16 protein-coding genes and 1 pseudogene are annotated in these 18,220 nt (G+C 31.7%); 16 read left to right on the forward strand and 1 reads right to left on the reverse strand.

Translation table 11 applies throughout. The annotated features are described in order from the left end of the window. The 3 genes and pseudogenes from CD150_RS13775 to holA all read left to right on the forward strand — a co-directional run. A pseudogene (locus CD150_RS13775) lies at positions 1 to 287 on the forward strand (hypothetical protein); the annotation flags it as partial. Positions 288 to 356: 69 nt separating this feature from the next. After that, positions 357 to 2,036: a DNA internalization-related competence protein ComEC/Rec2 gene (locus CD150_RS10365; RefSeq protein ID WP_260840870.1), complete on the forward strand. Its 1,680-nt coding sequence runs from the start codon at positions 357 to 359 to the stop codon at positions 2,034 to 2,036. A 76-nt stretch (positions 2,037 to 2,112) separates the two neighbouring features. Next, positions 2,113 to 3,087 carry a DNA polymerase III subunit delta gene (gene holA / locus CD150_RS10370; protein WP_073341870.1) on the forward strand — a complete coding sequence of 325 codons (975 nt, stop codon included), beginning with the start codon at positions 2,113 to 2,115 and terminating at the stop codon, positions 3,085 to 3,087. A 224-nt stretch (positions 3,088 to 3,311) separates the two neighbouring features. Here holA and rpsT read toward each other — a convergent pair whose 3' ends face one another. Further along, complete coding sequence (gene rpsT, locus CD150_RS10375; RefSeq protein ID WP_046208132.1) at positions 3,312 to 3,563, reverse strand: 30S ribosomal protein S20; 252 nt, start codon at positions 3,561 to 3,563, stop codon at positions 3,312 to 3,314. Between the two features lie 319 nt (positions 3,564 to 3,882). Between rpsT and lepA the strand changes: the two genes are divergently transcribed. From lepA to CD150_RS10440, 13 genes are all read left to right on the forward strand, one after another. After that, on the forward strand, positions 3,883 to 5,706 hold the full coding sequence (gene lepA / locus CD150_RS10380; RefSeq protein WP_103161562.1) for a translation elongation factor 4: 1,824 nt from the start codon (positions 3,883 to 3,885) through the stop codon (positions 5,704 to 5,706). 100 nt (positions 5,707 to 5,806) lie between these two features. Further along, the gene (gene hemW, locus CD150_RS10385; protein ID WP_073341873.1) at positions 5,807 to 6,931 is read left to right on the forward strand and encodes a radical SAM family heme chaperone HemW; all 1,125 of its coding nucleotides are present in this window, start codon (positions 5,807 to 5,809) and stop codon (positions 6,929 to 6,931) included. A 99-nt stretch (positions 6,932 to 7,030) separates the two neighbouring features. Beyond that, positions 7,031 to 8,011 carry a heat-inducible transcriptional repressor HrcA gene (gene hrcA, locus CD150_RS10390; RefSeq protein ID WP_046208135.1) on the forward strand — a complete coding sequence of 327 codons (981 nt, stop codon included), beginning with the start codon at positions 7,031 to 7,033 and terminating at the stop codon, positions 8,009 to 8,011. A gap of 26 nt (positions 8,012 to 8,037) precedes the next feature. After that, on the forward strand, positions 8,038 to 8,664 hold the full coding sequence (gene grpE, locus CD150_RS10395; protein ID WP_064208889.1) for a nucleotide exchange factor GrpE: 627 nt from the start codon (positions 8,038 to 8,040) through the stop codon (positions 8,662 to 8,664). Positions 8,665 to 8,715: 51 nt separating this feature from the next. Then, a complete protein-coding gene (gene dnaK / locus CD150_RS10400; protein WP_046208137.1) occupies positions 8,716 to 10,560 on the forward strand; it encodes a molecular chaperone DnaK in 1,845 nt (614 codons plus the stop codon). 137 nt (positions 10,561 to 10,697) lie between these two features. Further along, positions 10,698 to 11,828: a molecular chaperone DnaJ gene (dnaJ, locus tag CD150_RS10405; RefSeq protein ID WP_046208138.1), complete on the forward strand. Its 1,131-nt coding sequence runs from the start codon at positions 10,698 to 10,700 to the stop codon at positions 11,826 to 11,828. 4 nt (positions 11,829 to 11,832) lie between these two features. Continuing rightward, on the forward strand, positions 11,833 to 12,771 hold the full coding sequence (prmA, locus tag CD150_RS10410; RefSeq protein WP_103161563.1) for a 50S ribosomal protein L11 methyltransferase: 939 nt from the start codon (positions 11,833 to 11,835) through the stop codon (positions 12,769 to 12,771). Between the two features lie 3 nt (positions 12,772 to 12,774). After that, positions 12,775 to 13,527, forward strand: a complete 753-nt coding sequence (locus CD150_RS10415) for a 16S rRNA (uracil(1498)-N(3))-methyltransferase (protein WP_073341878.1) — start codon at positions 12,775 to 12,777, stop codon at positions 13,525 to 13,527. A 5-nt stretch (positions 13,528 to 13,532) separates the two neighbouring features. Then, entirely contained in the window at positions 13,533 to 14,879 is a 1,347-nt protein-coding gene (mtaB, locus tag CD150_RS10420; protein WP_046208141.1) for a tRNA (N(6)-L-threonylcarbamoyladenosine(37)-C(2))-methylthiotransferase MtaB, read from the forward strand. Positions 14,880 to 15,054: 175 nt separating this feature from the next. Further along, the gene (gene rpsU / locus CD150_RS10425; protein ID WP_002483157.1) at positions 15,055 to 15,231 is read left to right on the forward strand and encodes a 30S ribosomal protein S21; all 177 of its coding nucleotides are present in this window, start codon (positions 15,055 to 15,057) and stop codon (positions 15,229 to 15,231) included. 377 nt (positions 15,232 to 15,608) lie between these two features. Then, a complete protein-coding gene (locus tag CD150_RS10430; RefSeq protein WP_371090943.1) occupies positions 15,609 to 16,301 on the forward strand; it encodes an NfeD family protein in 693 nt (230 codons plus the stop codon). Between the two features lie 6 nt (positions 16,302 to 16,307). Further along, a complete protein-coding gene (gene floA, locus CD150_RS10435; RefSeq protein WP_026034799.1) occupies positions 16,308 to 17,294 on the forward strand; it encodes a flotillin-like protein FloA in 987 nt (328 codons plus the stop codon). A 17-nt stretch (positions 17,295 to 17,311) separates the two neighbouring features. After that, the gene (locus tag CD150_RS10440) at positions 17,312 to 17,968 is read left to right on the forward strand and encodes a hypothetical protein (RefSeq protein ID WP_064208894.1); all 657 of its coding nucleotides are present in this window, start codon (positions 17,312 to 17,314) and stop codon (positions 17,966 to 17,968) included. Positions 17,969 to 18,220 lie beyond the last annotated feature (252 nt).

Raw genomic sequence — 18,220 nt, forward strand, 5'->3', positions numbered from 1 at the left:
AATTAGAAAAAAATAACCATGCTTTACTTTTGAACAAAGCATTTCAAGGAGAAGCAAAGTTAATTACAAAACCAATTTTGGAGCATCATAAACTTAAAGGTAAGATTGAAATAAATAAAAAACATTATACTTACGTTTATAATTTACAAACATCAAAAAATATAGATTTAAAAAAAGTTTCTGCTTTTTTATTACAAAAAACCTGTAAAGTCAATGGGAAGTTTAATACTATAAAAAACGAACCAAATTCTAATCTTATTTTTATGATTCAAAATATTTATCTTTAAAGTTGTAAAACTAACAATAATAACTTTACTGATATTTTAAATAAACATAAAGCATTGATTTACGAAAGAATGCAACAATGGAAAATAATTTCACCTGAAAAAACAATCGCATTTATAACAGGTGATACATCACTTATGAATAAAGATGAATTAGATAGAATAAAAGAAATTGGTATAGCGCATCTTCTGGCTATTAGCGGGACACATATTGCTATTATTATTACAATTATATGCTATACACTTAACAGATTAAAATGCCCATTGTTTTTAATTAAAATAATATTAATCATATTATTACCTATCTATTGCATGTATACAAACATGTCGGCAAGTGCCGTCAGAGCAATATTAATGAGTTTGATAATAATCATTTTACCAAAATACATCATAAAGCATTCAATGAACGTTTTAGCTTTTTTATTTATTTGCTTAACAATTTTAACCCCCTCGTTAATTTATCATATCGGATTTCAACTTTCCTTTTTAATTACTTTTTCAATCCTTTTTGCCAGCCCGTTACTAAAAAATTTAGGTGTCTTTAAATCTTTATGCGCTATCACATGGATAGCACAATTAAGTTCATTTATTTTAAGTTGTATCCATTTTCACCAAATTCAATGGATTGGCTTGCTATCTAATATCTTTTTTGTTCCATTTTATTCTTTCATACTATTTCCTTTTGTTATTTTTCTTACTTTTATAATACATTTACCATTCAAACCTTTTATTATAACCAACTTATATAACTTATTAATTATTTTTCATGATAAAATGGTTGAACTTTTTGATAAACTCAACTTTTTTAAATGGTATATTCCTACATTAAATAATCTTCAAATAGCTATAATAACTATCATTGCATTTTTAAGCTTAGTTCTATTCGTTCATAAATGCTATAAACTAATGTCAATTACTTTAATTACTTTGTATGTTGTCTCTACAATGTTACCTCAAGTGCATGCATATCAACTTACTATGTTGGATGTAGGGCAAGGAGACTCACTTTTATTTGAGACTCAATACCACGAATCACTATTAATCGACACGGGTGGTAACTTTAATTCGAAACAAAAAGTTGCGAATCATAATATTTCTAGATATCATATCTTACCAACTTTGAAACGACATAATGTAAAAGAACTTGATTACGTTATAATTACTCATCCTCATCTAGATCATATGGGTGAACTAAGTTATTTAATTAAACAACTCAAAATTAAAAGTATCATTATCAATGCTAATAGTTTTAAAATGAAAGAATTAAATCTTTTAAAAGAGAACTGTATAAAAAAAGGCATCAAGTTAATAGATTTTAAAAATAAATCACAATTTTTTATGAATAAAGCGAAACTTAATCTGTTAGATGCTACTATTCCTAACTCTAATAATTTAAATGAACAATCAATTATAATATTAATACAGTACAATAGTTATAAAATTTTACTGATGGGTGATGCAACAAATCATAACGAAGAGAAATTGATACATAAATATCATTTATCCGATGTTAATATTTTAAAAATTGGTCATCATGGCAGTCGTACGAGTACAAGTAACAGTTTATTGCAATCAATTAGACCAAAAATAGCTCTAATTTCGGTAGGTAAAAAAAATAAATATGGCCTTCCTAATCGTCAAATTATTGATAGATTAAGATATAATAATATTAAAGTTTTTCAAACAAATGTAAATGGAGAAGTGAACATTTTATTTAAAGATCAAATAGAAATAAAATCTCAATACCATTGAAATTTTTTAGTTAGTGAGAAACTATTAGGCGTGTTATAATTATAAAATGTGTAATAGAATTGAAAGGGTGCCGAGAATGAGCAGCAATATAATAACGATATATGGTGAAGTACCTGAATTAATTGAAAAAAAAGCTTCTGAAGTTATTGAACAATATTTAGATGCACCAAAAGATGAATTCAACTTCGTTAAATATAACTTATATGAAAATGATTTAGCTCCAATTATTGAAGAAACGCTTACCATGCCATTTTTCTCTAATAAAAAAGCTGTTCTAGTACAAAATGCATATGTTTTTACTGGTGAAAAACCGCCTAAAGAATTAAATCATAACATTAATCAACTGATAGAATTTATAGAAAAATATGATGGTGACACTTTAATATTGTTTGAAGTCAATCATTCTAAATTAGATGAGAGAAAAAAAGTTGTTAAATCATTGAAAAAACATGCGCAAATTAAAAAGATAGAACAAATGTCAGAAGAAGAAATAAAACATTGGATAAAAAGTCAACTGCATCAGAATTATAAAGATATTAAGCAAGATGCGCTTGATTTAGTTATTGAATTAACAGGAGTTAATTTTAATGTTGTTAAGCAAGAGATAGAAAAACTCATTTTATTTTTAGGTGATAGAACGACTATTAATAAAGATGATGTTCATCAAATTGTAAATAGAAGTCTAGAACAAAATGTTTTTTTGCTCACTGAATATATACAAAAAAATAAAAAATCAAAAGCCATTCAACTAGTTAAAGACTTAATAGCAATGAAAGAGGAGCCTATAAAATTATTAGCACTGATTACAAGTAATTATCGACTTTTTTACCAAAGTAAAATATTGGGACAAAAAGGCTATAGTGGCCAACAAATTGCTAAAACAATCAACGTTCATCCCTATAGGGTGAAGTTAGCTTTAAACCAAGCAAGGCATTATGAATTAGAAAGTTTATTAAATATTATTGATAATTGCGCAGAAACAGATTATAAATTAAAGTCATCTTATATGGATAAACACCTTATCCTCGAATTGTTTATTTTGTCCTTATAAATGTGAAGCTTTTTGTTTTCGTCTAGTCATTTCACTGGATAGATTTCTGTAGATGAATTATAAAGCATGTTGATAGTTATGATGCTAAAACTAATAAATATTAAAGTTGTAAAAAGCCCAGAAATGATTTCTCTTATTATAAATCATTTCTGGGCTAATCTTATGTAGCAGGTCGCATGAAATATTGAAATAAAAAAAGTTCAAGCGTAGGCTTGAACTTTAGTTTATTTAGCAGCTGTCATTAAAGAAGATTTAATTCTAGCAGCTTTGTTAGAATGTATTAAGTTGCGTTGCGCAGCTTTATCTACTTTTTTCAATGCAAAGCTAATTAATTCAGCTTTGTTGTCAGCGTTAGTGTCAATTGCTGTATGAGCTCTTTTCACAGCTGTACGCATTGCATTTTTTTGTGAAATATTACGTTCCTCAGTTACACGAGTAGTATTAACACGTTTAATTGCAGATTTAATGTTTGGCATGTCTGTCACCTCCTAAAAGTGTGATCTTCGCTATCAAAAATTAATTTGATTACAACAAGAAATATTTTATCAAAACAACCAAGTTTCTGCAATCATTTATTTATAATAAGGCGCGTAAACTCGCGATAAATGATACAATAATAATTATAACAAGAAAAGATATTAGTAAAAATAGTAACATAAGCGACGAAAGATAAACATAAATTCAAATTCTACTATTAATTTTATCAAGTTTGCAATTAGTAGATAAAAACGTTATTATATCAAAGAATGTCATACATATTACGGGTTAGAATTATGAAAGTGAGACTGATAATACATGGATAAAGAAAATCGTTTAAACAAGCGTGAAAATATAAGAAACTTTTCTATTATTGCACATATTGATCATGGAAAATCTACATTAGCAGATAGAATTTTGGAAAATACTAAATCTGTTGAATCACGTGAAATGCAATCACAGTTATTGGATTCCATGGATTTAGAGAGAGAACGTGGTATAACAATAAAATTAAATGCGGTACGTTTAAAATATGATGCAAAAGATGGTGAGACTTATACGTTTCATTTAATTGATACACCTGGACACGTAGATTTTACATATGAAGTTTCAAGATCATTAGCTGCATGTGAAGGCGCTATATTAGTAGTAGATGCTGCACAAGGCATAGAGGCCCAAACATTAGCCAATGTTTATTTGGCATTAGACAACGATTTAGAGTTATTACCAGTTGTGAATAAAATAGATTTACCAGCAGCGGAACCTGAACGTGTAAAGCAAGAAGTAGAAGATGTTATAGGACTAGATAAAGATGATGTTGTATTAGCTAGTGCAAAATCAAATATTGGTATTGATGATATATTAGAAAAAATTGTAGAAGTCGTGCCACCGCCACAAGGAGACCCAGACGAACCATTAAAAGCATTGATTTTTGATTCAGAATATGATCCCTACAGAGGTGTTATTTCATCAATTAGAATTGTTGAAGGTACTTTGAAAACGGGTGATGAAATAAAAATGATGGCTACAGGAAAATCTTTTGAAGTTACAGAAGTAGGCATCAATACACCAAAGCAATTACCAGTTAGCGAGCTAACTGTTGGAGATGTTGGTTATGTCATTGCTAGTATCAAAAATGTAGATGATTCACGTGTCGGGGATACAATTACCCATCTACACCGTTCAGCAGCTGAGCCGTTAAAAGGATATAAGAAAATGAACCCAATGGTTTTCTGCGGTTTATTCCCTATAGACAATAAAGACTATAATGATTTACGTGAAGCATTAGAGAAGTTACAGTTGAATGATGCTTCATTAGAATTTGAACCAGAGTCTTCTCAAGCATTAGGTTTTGGATACAGAACAGGTTTTTTAGGCATGTTGCACATGGAAATTATCCAAGAACGTATTGAACGTGAATTTGGAATAGAATTAATCGCTACAGCCCCATCTGTAATTTATGAATGTATTCTTAAAAATGGTGATGAAATCTCAGTCGATAATCCAGCACATATGCCTGAAAGAGATCAAATTGATACGATTTATGAACCTTTTGTAAGAGCGACAATGATGGTACCAAACGATTATGTGGGTGCAGTTATGGAATTGTGCCAACGTAAGCGTGGCCAATTTATTAATATGGAGTATTTAGATGATATACGCGTCAATATTATCTATGAACTGCCTTTATCTGAAGTGGTGTTTGATTTCTTTGATCAGCTAAAATCAAATACAAAAGGTTATGCTTCTTTTGACTATGAATTTATTGATAATAAAGAAAGTGACTTAGTTAAAATGGATATATTACTAAATGGAGAGAAAGTAGATGCACTTAGTTTTATAGTTCATAAAGACTTCGCATATGAAAGAGGGAAAGCGTTAGTTGAAAAGCTAAAAACGCTAATACCTAGACAACAGTTCGAAGTGCCGGTACAAGCAGCAGTTGGACAAAAAATAGTCGCTCGTACAAATATAAAATCAATGGGTAAAAACGTTTTATCTAAGTGTTATGGTGGCGATATTAGTCGTAAAAGAAAATTATTAGAAAAGCAAAAAGCTGGTAAGGCAAAAATGAAAGCAGTGGGTAATGTTGAAATACCACAAGATGCTTTCCTTGCAGTGCTTAAGATGGACGAAGATTAATATGATTTTTTAAACATTGGGGCCTTAAATCCATTCGATTTATGGCCCAGTTTTTGTTATATGAATCTATTTTATTTAACGAAAGAAGGTCATTTCAAAAATGGAAGTGAAAAGTGCTTATATCCATATCCCTTTCTGTGTCAAAATTTGTACTTATTGCGATTTCAATAAATACTTTATACAAAATCAACCAGTGGATCAATATTTAGATTGCTTAATTAACGAAATGAAACAGAGTGAAGTTAGATCTTTGGAAACCGTTTTTGTGGGTGGCGGGACACCTACCGCTTTATCATATGAGCAACTTGAAAAACTATTAACTGCAATTACAGATATCTTTGAAATTAAAGGTGAATTTAGTTTTGAAGCTAATCCGGACGAACTAACTTTAGCAAAAGTACAACTTTTAAGTGATTATGGTGTAAATAGATTATCGATGGGCGTTCAAACATTCAAACCCGAATTACTAGCGATATTAGGACGTTCTCATAAGACAGAGGACATTTATAGAGCGGTGAACAATGCAAGGAAAGTTGGTATACCTTCTATAAGTTTAGATTTAATGTACCATCTACCCCAGCAAAGTCTAGAAGATTTTCAAGAAAGTTTAGAAAAAGCGTTAGCGATGGATATTGATCATATTTCAAGTTATGGATTGATTTTAGAGCCTAAAACTCAATTCTATAATATGTATCGTAAAGGTCAATTGAAAATTCCAAACGAAGATGTTGGTGAAGAAATGTACGAATATTTATTAAAGCGAATGCACGAGACTGAATTACACCAATATGAGATTTCAAATTTTGGTAAAAAAGGACATGAATCAGAGCATAATAAAGTATATTGGAAAAACGAAGGCTATTATGGATTTGGCGCAGGGGCAAGTGGTTATGTAAATGGCGAGCGATATAATAATGTAAACCCTGTGAATCACTATATAAATAAGATACAAAATAAGGAAAGGCCCGTTCTTGACTCAGTTTATCCAACAGAAAGTGAACAAATGGAAGAGGAAATGTTTCTAGGTTTAAGAATGAATCAAGGCGTTAGTAGAAAACGGTTCGAACAAAAATTTAATAAAACAATTGATGATGTTTATAACGACACAATCAAAGATTTAAAGCAACGAGAATTAATTAATGATACTGGCGGATATATTTCTTTAACAGAGAGAGGTAAAGTAATTGGAAATCTAGTATTTGAGTCGTTTTTACTAAATGTTTAATTTTTTTCAAAAACTAGGGCTTTAACATTGACTTACTTTGACCAATTTGATAAATTATAATTAGCACTTGAAACAAAAGAGTGCTAATGAGGTGAAAACATGATTAGTGATAGACAATTGAGCATTTTAAATGCAATTGTTGAAGATTATGTTGATTTAGGTCAACCGATTGGTTCCAAAACACTGATTGAAAGACATAATTTAAATGTTAGTCCTGCTACTATTAGAAATGAAATGAAACAACTAGAAGAACTACAGTTAATAGAGAAGACACATACTTCATCAGGACGTTCGCCGTCAGAGTCAGGCATCAGATATTATGTGAATCAATTATTGCAACAAACATCTCATCAACAACACAAAAAAATACAACGTTTAAGAGACTTACTGGTTGAAAATCATTATGATATCTCCTCAGCTTTGAGTGAGTTCGCAAATGAACTTTCAATCGCTTCTCAGTATACAACGTTGGTAATGCGTCCAAATCACAAAAAAGATATTATTAATAACATTCACTTGATTCGAGCGAATGCATATTTAGTAATCATGGTTGTTGTTTTTACTTCTGGCCATGTTGAGCATTTACATTTAGTATCCAAAGCACGTTTATCGAGTGATGAATTGACTAAAATAGCTAACTTTGTGACTGCAAGATACAATGCATTAAATCAACAACGCTTAGAAAATGAACTTAATGCTTTTGCGAAGTCGGATTTTGAAAAAGACTTTATAAAAGAAATGTTAGATACGATAGATGTTCATTTTGATAATCAAAGTAATGGCATTTACATGGGTGGAAAGGTTAAACTAATTGATGCGCTTAATGAATCAAATGTTTCTTCTATTCAACCTATCTTGCAGTATATTGAATCAAACAAAATTACTCAGCTACTTGATGAAATGTCAAATTCATCAATTAATGTTAAGATTGGACAGGAAATCGAATCAAGCTTGAGCGATATTTCTATCGTCACTACAGAATATCATATTGATGATAGACTTAAAGGCCAAATTGCGGTTATCGGACCAACGGCAATGAACTATCAGAATGTAATACAATTACTAAATACGATTTGGTAATTAAGAATTGTATTGGAGGGCAGAAAATGACAGAAAAAAATGAATCAGTATTCGATGAAAACGAAAAAACTGAAGATATTAATCAAGAATCACAGAACGACCAAACTACTTCAGTTGAAGATGCTGATGAAATGAATAATGAATCACAAGATAATCTGCAAGAAGAAAATTCTGAAGATACTGAGGCAGATATCGATCCTAAAGATGAAGAAATTCAACAATTAAAAAATAATGTTCAAGAAGAAGAAGAAAAATATTTAAGATTATACGCAGAATTTGAAAATTATAAGCGTAGAATCCAAAAAGAAAATCAAACGATGAAAGCATATAAAGCTCAGGATGTTTTAAATGACATTTTACCGACTATAGACAATATAGAACGAGCTTTACAAATCGAAGGCGAAGATGAGCAATTTAAATCATTACAAAAAGGTGTGGAAATGGTTTATGAAAGCTTATTGAACGCATTGAAAAATAACGGTTTAGAAAAAATTGAGGCTGAAGGTCAACAGTTTGATCCAAATATACATCAAGCTGTAGTACAAGACGACAATCCTGATTATGAATCAGGTCAGGTCACCCAAGAACTACAAACTGGTTATAAATTGAAGGAACGTGTTTTAAGACCTTCAATGGTTAAAGTAAATCAATAGTTATATTGATGAAAATACCAAATTTTCAAAACAAACAGGAGGAATTTAGTTATGAGTAAAGTAATAGGTATTGACTTAGGTACAACAAATTCATGTGTAGCAATTTTAGAAGGTGACGAACCAAAAGTTGTTCAAAATCCAGAAGGTGCTAGAACAACACCATCTGTTGTTGCATTTAAAAATGGTGAAACTCAAGTAGGTGAAGTTGCTAAGCGTCAAGCAATTACTAACCCTAATACGATTCAATCTATCAAACGTCATATGGGTACTGAACATAAAGTAGATGTAGAAGGTAAATCATATACACCACAAGAAATATCTGCGATGGTATTACAAAACCTTAAAAGTACAGCAGAAGATTATTTAGGTGAAAAAGTAGAAAAAGCAGTTATCACTGTTCCTGCATACTTTAATGACAGTGAACGTCAAGCTACAAAAGATGCTGGTAAAATAGCTGGCTTAGAAGTTGAACGTATCATTAACGAACCAACAGCAGCAGCATTAGCTTATGGTTTAGATAAAACTGAACAAGACCAAAAAGTCCTAGTATTTGACTTAGGTGGCGGTACATTCGACGTATCTATTCTTGAATTAGGTGACGGTGTATTTGAAGTACTTTCAACTGCAGGAGATAATAAACTAGGTGGAGATGACTTTGACCAAGTTATTATCGATTATTTAGTAGCAGAATTTAAAAAAGAAAATGGCGTAGATTTATCACAAGATAAAATGGCATTACAACGTCTAAAAGATGCAGCTGAAAAAGCTAAAAAAGATTTATCAGGTGTTTCTCAAACACAAATCTCATTACCATTTATTTCTGCAGGTGAAAATGGTCCATTGCACTTAGAATTAAGTTTAACACGTTCAAAATTTGAAGAATTAGCTGATTCATTAATCAGAAGAACAATGGAACCAACTCGTCAAGCTATGAAAGATGCTGGTATTAGTAGTTCTGATATCGATGAAGTTATTTTAGTTGGTGGTTCAACAAGAATCCCTGCAGTTCAAGAAGCTGTAAAAAAAGAAGTGGGTAAAGATCCTCACAAAGGTGTTAACCCAGACGAAGTAGTAGCAATGGGTGCTGCTATCCAAGGTGGCGTTATCACTGGTGACGTTAAGGATGTAGTATTATTAGACGTAACACCTCTATCATTAGGTATTGAGATTATGGGTGGACGTATGAATACATTGATTGAAAGAAATACAACTATTCCGACATCTAAATCACAAGTGTATTCAACAGCAGCAGATAATCAACCAGCAGTTGATATTCACGTGTTACAAGGTGAACGCCCAATGGCTTCTGACAACAAAACACTTGGTAGATTCCAATTGACTGATATTCCACCAGCTCCACGTGGCGTACCACAAATCGAAGTAACTTTTGATATCGATAAAAATGGTATCGTTAATGTTACTGCAAAAGATTTAGGTACTAATAAAGAGCAAAATATCACTATTCAATCAAGCTCTTCACTTTCTGACGAAGAAATCGATCGTATGGTTAAAGATGCTGAGGAAAATGCTGAAGCAGATAAACAACGTCGTGAAGAAAGTGATTTAAGAAACGAAGCAGATAGCTTAGTATTCCAAGTTGAAAAAACAATTACTGATTTAGGTGAAAACATCAGTGAAGATGATAAAAATAATGCAGAAGAGAAAAAAGAAGCTTTAAAATCTGCGCTTGAAGGCGAAGATATTGATGATATTAAAGCTAAAAAAGAAGAATTAGAAAAAGTAGTTCAAGACTTATCTGCTAAAGTTTACGAACAAGCTGCTCAAGCACAACAACAAGCACAAGGTGAACAAGCAAATGGTTCAGATGATAGCAATGTTGAAGATGCTGATTTCACAGAAGTGAACGAAGACGATAACAAAGACGATAAAAAATAAGTTTAGTTATTAATTGCTATTAAAAGCAAAATATGACACAATTGCTTAGCCAAATTAAGTCAAAGTCAATTGAACATTGGCTTTGACTTTTTCCTTTTTAATAAGTAATTTAATCCAACGTAAAAGGAGAGATAAAAGTGGCCAAAAGAGATTATTATGATATCTTAGGTGTCAGTAAAGACGCTTCTAAAGATGAAATAAAAAAGGCTTACCGTAAATTATCAAAAAAATATCATCCTGACATCAATAAAGAAGAAGGCGCAGACGAAAAATTTAAAGAAATCTCAGAAGCATATGAAACATTGAGTGATGAAAACAAACGTGCAAATTATGATCAATTTGGTCATGATGGACCACAAGGTGGTTTTGGCGGCCAAGGATTTGGTGGTCAAGACTTTAGCGGTTTCGGTGGTGGCTTCGAAGATATATTCAGTTCATTCTTTGGAGGTGGACGTCAAAGAGACCCAAATGCACCTAGAAAAGGTGATGACCTACAATATACAATGACTGTTACCTTTGAAGAAGCCGTATTCGGTACAAACAAAGAAATTTCAATTCGCAAAGATGTAACTTGTCATACCTGTGATGGCGAAGGTGCTAAACCGGGTACTAAGAAAAAAACGTGTCATTACTGTAATGGTTCAGGACATGTTGCAGTAGAACAAAATACGATTTTAGGTAGAGTTAGAACTGAAAAAGTTTGTCCAGTATGTAGTGGTTCTGGTCAAGAATTTGAAGAGCCTTGTCCAACATGTCATGGTAAAGGTACTGAAAATAAAACAGTTAAAATTAATGTGACGGTACCTGAAGGTGTAGATAATGAACAACAAATAAGATTAGCAGGTGAAGGTGCGCCAGGAGAAAACGGCGGACCACAAGGTGATTTATACGTTGTATTTAGAGTTAAACCATCTGAAACTTTTGAAAGAGATGGCGACGATATTTACTTTTCACAAGATATTAGTATTGCGCAAGCAACGCTTGGTGATGAAGTCAAGGTTCCAACCTTAAAAGGTCATGTAATGTTAACAATTCCTGGCGGAACACAATCAGGTAAACAATTCCGTCTTAAAGAAAAAGGCGTCAAAAATGTTCATGGATATGGTTATGGTGACTTGTTTATCAATGTAAAAGTTGTTACACCTACTAAGATAAATGAACGTCAAAAAGAATTGTTAAGAGAATTTGCTGATATTGATGGTGAATCATTAACTGAACAACCATCAAATTTTAAGGACAAAGCAAAAAGATTCTTTAAAGGAGAATAAAAAAATGAACTGGATTGAAATATCAATCACTGCAAATCATGATACGATACCTATTATTTCTAATATTTTAGAAGAATTCGGGTCAAACGGGGTTGTTATCGAAGATTCATTAGATCTTCAAAATGGTTTTGCTGATAAATTTGGTGAAATTTATGAGTTAAACCCTGATGATTACCCAGTTAAGGGCGTAAGGGTTAAAGCTTATTTTAATGAAATGAAATATAATCAAGACTTTAAAAAAGATCTGATTCATGAAATTAAAAGCATTGAATCTTTGGATACAAACATATTTGAATATCAACAACAAACGATTCAAGAACATGATTGGGAAAATGAATGGAAAAATTATTTTCATCCTTTTAGAGCTTCTGAAAAATTTACAATTGTTCCAAGTTGGGAAACCTATCAAAAAGAAGACGAAGCAGAAATGTGTATTGAATTGGATCCGGGAATGGCTTTTGGTACAGGAGACCACCCAACCACTAGCATGTGTTTGAAAGCGATTGAACACTTTGTAAAGCCAGATGATTCAGTGATTGATGTTGGTACAGGTTCAGGTATACTTAGCATTGCATCATATTTATTAGGAGTAGAACGCATAAAAGCGATTGATGTAGATGAAATGGCTATTAAAGTTGCGAAGGAAAACTTCGAAAAAAATAATTGTGTTAAAGCAATTGAAGCTGTGCCAGGTAATTTACTAACAGAAGAAACTGAAAAATTTGATGTCGTTATTGCAAATATTTTAGCTCATATTATTGAAGAAATGATTGAAGATGCTTATAATACTTTAAATAAAGATGGTTATTTTATAACTTCTGGTATTATAACAGAAAAGCATGAAACAATTTTAGCACAGATGAAGCGTGTTGGGTTTAAAATCATTTCTATTAATCATGAAAACGGTTGGGTATGTATCGTTGGACAGAAAGTGAGCGATTAAGCAATGCAGAGATATTTTATTGACCAAAACGCTGATGTAAATCAGCGTTTTTTTATTACTGATCAAATTGATATACATCACATTACAAATGTAATGCGATATCAAAATGACGATCAAATTATTATTACTTTTTCAGATCAAAAAGTTTATAAATGTAAAATTGAAAATATAACTATGGATCAAATCGAAATTGTATTAATAGAAAAAATGGATATCAATACAGAGTTACCACAACATGTAACAATTTGCAGTGGTTTAATTAAAGCAGATAAGTATGAATGGATGATACAAAAATCAACAGAGTTAGGCGCAAGCCAATTTATTGCTGTTGGTATGCAAAGGTCAGTTGTAAAACTTAATGAAAATAAAGTAATTAAAAAATTAGAACGTTGGCAAAAGATTATAAAAGAAGCTGCTGAACAAAGTTATAGGTTAATTATTCCAGAGATAGAGTATAAGTCGAATTTAAAGGAAATCTATGATATTATTGATGAATATGATTATGTATTGATTGCTTATGAAGAATCTGCTAAGTGTGGGGAAAAAAGTACTTTTAAAGCAGTTGTTCAAAAATTTGAACCTGGTGATCGTGTGTTAATCATTTTTGGACCAGAAGGTGGTTTGTCTGAATCAGAAATTAAGTTATTTGGAAGTTCAGCATATCAAGTCGGTCTAGGTCCTAGGATATTAAGAGCTGAAACTGCACCTTTATACACATTAAGTGCTGTAAGCTTTCAAAAAGATTTATTGGGGTGATATTTATGTCAACGGTTGCATTTCATACATTAGGATGTAAAGTGAATCATTATGAAACCGAAGCAATTTGGCAATTATTTAAAGAAGCAGAATACGAGCGTGTTGACTTTGAAACAAATGCTGATGTATTTGTTATCAATACATGTACGGTTACGAATACAGGTGATAAAAAAAGTAGACAAGTTATCAGACGTGCTATAAGACAAAATCCAGACGCAGTTGTATGTGTTACAGGTTGTTATGCACAAACATCTCCTGCTGAAATTATGGAAATACCTGGTGTAGATATAGTGGTCGGCACACAAGATCGAACGAAGTTAATCGGTTATATCAATGAGTTTAAAAAAGAAAGACAACCAATCAATGGTGTAGGAAACATCATGAAAAATCGTACATATGAAGAATTAGAGGTTCCATACTTTACAGATAGAACAAGAGCTTCATTGAAGATACAAGAAGGATGTAATAATTTTTGTACTTTCTGTATTATTCCTTGGGCACGTGGCTTAATGCGTTCCAGAGATCCTGAAAAAGTGATAGAACAAGCAACAACACTTGTGAATTCAGGATATAAAGAAATTGTTTTAACTGGTATCCATACAGGTGGATATGGCCAGGATTTAAAGAATTATAATTTAGCACAATTACTACGTGATTTAGAAACGATAGATGGATTAGAACGTATCAGAATTTCATCAATTGAAGCCAGTCAATTAACGGATGAAGTCATTAGTGTAATTGAACAGTCAAACAAAGTTGTGCGTCATCTGCATATTCCTTTACAATCTGGATCTGATTCAGTATTGAAGAGAATGAGAAGAAAATATACTATGGCTCATTTTTCAGAGCGATTGACGCGTTTACATGAAGCGCTACCTGGATTGGCAGTTACAAGTGATGTCATTGTTGGCTTCCCAGGTGAAACAGAAGAAGAATTCCAAGAAACATATGATTTTATTGTTGAACATCAATTTTCAGAACTACATGTATTTCCGTATTCTTCTAGAATTGGTACACCAGCTGCAAGAATGGATGACCAAGTGGACGAAAATATTAAAAATGAACGTGTACATCGTTTAATTCATTTAAGTGATCAACTGGCTAAATCATATGCATCTAAATTTGACCAAGAGGTACTTGAAGTCATTCCAGAAGAAGTTGGCAGTGAGCAAGGGACTTTAATAGGTTTTGCGGATAATTATATGAAAGTTCAATTTGAAGGTGATGAATCACTGATTGGCGAGCTTGTAAAAATTAAAATTACTCAACCTGATTACCCAATCAATCATGGGGAGTTACTAAGAGTAGTGGATCATGCTACCAATACAACAGAACATTCAATTACTGTTTAAATTTTAATGAACCATGATTTAACTGCAAACATCTTTTGATGGTGTAAAATGAATCATGAAATTAAAATTTTACTAATTGACCACATTAATCAGATATATTATACTAATTAATACATGGTAATTACCGTGTAATGATTATAAAGTTTCGTTGATATTTGGAGGGAGGGAAATACACATGTCTAAAACAGTAGTCAAAAAGAACGAATCACTTGAAGATGCGTTACGTCGTTTCAAACGTACAGTTTCTAAAAGCGGTACAATTCAAGAAGTACGTAAACGTGAATTTTACGAAAAACCTAGCGTTAAACGTAAAAAGAAATCAGAAGCTGCACGTAAACGTAAATTCAAATAATTAATTGTTTCGTTGACTCCCTCAACACCAACATTAATTATAAACCATAATAGCCTTAGTTGTTTATTCAGCTAAGGCTATTATTTTTATATGTTAAGAAATTGACTATCTATAATCCTTCTCCCTATACAATGATGTCATAAACATTGAAATAACATGATACATATTTAAGAAAACAACCACATTTACATTATGAACAAATATTAATGTTTGTTTCTTTTACAGTAGATTGAAAAAGACTATATTTATAGTTATAGCATTTAATTAAAAATGAATAACATTATGATTTTTATTGTGTAAACGGTATAATCATATATTTATTTCATGTATAATTAAATTGAGAGTGAGGTGATATAGTGATTCCTTCGATAAGCAATATACATACAATCTTTTCAACTAGACTTGTTGAAAACGGAAACTGGATAGACAACGTTTCTAACTTTATTGTTAGTCCAATAGGTGCTTTGATATTAACTTGTATTATCTTCTTAGGCTTTTTGTATCAGTTATATTCAAATAGGATAAATATTATCGGAATTATATCAACATTAGCGTTATTCATCTTCTTTTTAGGATTTTTTATAAAAGGTGATGTTAACTTTTATTCAGTTGTCTTATTTGCTATTGGTGTGATATTCGTCATTATTGAATTATTTGTAGTAGGTGCAATTATAGGCATTATAGGTATGGCATTAATCGTTTTTAGTATTGTTACTTTAGGTGACAATTTAGTGTACATGATTGCTAATGTTGTCGTTGCCTTAATATTATCAATCATAGAGTGGGTGATACTTGTGAAATTTTTCAAACGTAAAATACCGTTTTTAGATAAAGTTGTATTGAAGGATTCTACAAATGCAGAAGCAGGTTATACATCACATGAAGATCGCTCTCATTTAGTTGGAGAAGTTGCAGTTACATCTACAGATTTAAGACCAGCAGGAATTATTATTTATAACGATGAACGTATCGATGCAGTTTCAGACGGTTCTTTTATATTACGCAATAAAAAAGTAACTATTCTTGAAGTTGAAGGTACCCGAGTTGTTGTGAGAGAAATAGAAACATAAAGGAGAATGAGTATGATTGGAATTTTAATTATAGCAGTTATAGTCGTAATTGCATTATTGTTATTATTTTCATTTGTACCTGTTGGATTGTGGATTTCAGCAATCGCAGCGGGTGTAAAAGTAGGTATTGGTACCCTAGTAGGAATGAGATTACGTAGAGTTTCTCCACGTAAAGTAATATCACCTTTAATAAAAGCTCATAAAGCAGGATTAAACTTGACAACAAATCAACTTGAATCACATTATTTAGCAGGTGGTAATGTTGATCGTGTTGTTGATGCAAATATCGCTGCACAAAGAGCAGATATTAATTTACCTTTTGAGCGTGGTGCAGCTATAGACTTAGCTGGCCGTGATGTGTTAGAAGCTGTTCAAATGTCTGTAAACCCTAAAGTAATTGAGACACCATTTATCGCTGGTGTAGCAATGAATGGTATCGAAGTTAAAGCAAAAGCAAGAATTACAGTACGCGCGAATATTGCAAGATTGGTCGGTGGTGCTGGAGAAGAAACAATTATTGCACGTGTTGGTGAAGGTATTGTATCTACAATTGGTTCTAGTGAACATCACACACAAGTGCTTGAAAACCCTGATAATATTTCTAAAACAGTTTTAAGTAAAGGTTTAGATTCAGGCACAGCTTTCGAAATCCTATCGATTGATATTGCTGACGTAGACATTAGCAAAAACATCGGTGCAGACTTACAAACTGAGCAAGCGCTTGCTGATAAAAATATCGCACAAGCAAAAGCCGAAGAACGTCGTGCAATGGCAGTAGCACAAGAACAAGAAATGAAAGCAAAAGTACAAGAAATGCGCTCTAAAGTTGTTGAAGCGGAAGCAGAAGTTCCACTAGCGATGGCCGAAGCATTGCGTTCAGGAAATCTTGGTGTGAAAGATTATTATAATCTGAAAAATGTTGAAGCAGATACAGGTATGAGAAATTCTATTAACCAACGTACAAAAAAAGAAGATGATGAATCACCGGAATAATAAATAGGGGTGATTAAATGAATATAGGTATTATTATCTTTGTAGTATCTGTCATTTTTACAATAATTGGTGCTATTAACGATGATAGTCATAAAAAACGAAAAAAACAACAGCCACCATCTAACAAACAGCCAAATCAATCTGAAGCGCCACCACAAAAACGTGGTTTCCTTGAAGAAATCGGTAAAACATTTTCTGAGTTAGAAAAACAATTTAATGATGGTCCTTTTTCTCAAGAAGAACATACACCAAAGCAGAATAAACCTGCTGAGACACGAGCTGAAAAGATGGAAACTGAGACACCTCAACAAGAATCATCATCAGCTCCTAAACATAATGAAACAGAAGCTGAGAAAGTAAAACGTGAGCAAAAGCAACAAGATGATAAACTTCAAAAAGAGCTTGAAGCTGATTTAATGGGTCAAATAGAAGACGTGCGTAATGAGATTGATCGTGAAACTGAGAAAAAAATACAAAGAACTGAGAAAAAAGCACGAGATATTATTTCTGATAAATATTTATCAGAGAGAACTAAGCGTTACCGTTTAAAACAGTTAATGAATGCGCATTCTGTTCAAAGCTCTGGCACAAATGCTCAATATAGATTTGCAGATGATGAAGTTGTTAATGGCATTATTTGGTCTGAAGTTTTAGAACGACCAAAACAATTATAAATTTATTTAAACTCAACTTATAAAGTAAGTATTTTGACTTTGTGAGTTGAGTTATTTTTAATTTCAAAGTATTTAATGATTGATAAATTTCACACAGTCTATCATAATGCTTTGCTTTACATAAAAATAACAATTAATGTCAATTTTTAATTCACTTTGAAATAATATGAGATTATTTCATGATATAATAATATTGAAGTTGCAGTATGATTTATTCAAATTATTATTTTTATAATAATGCTTATTTCGTAT

This window comes from Staphylococcus ureilyticus (genome assembly GCF_002902235.1).
GTDB lineage: Bacteria > Bacillota > Bacilli > Staphylococcales > Staphylococcaceae > Staphylococcus > Staphylococcus ureilyticus.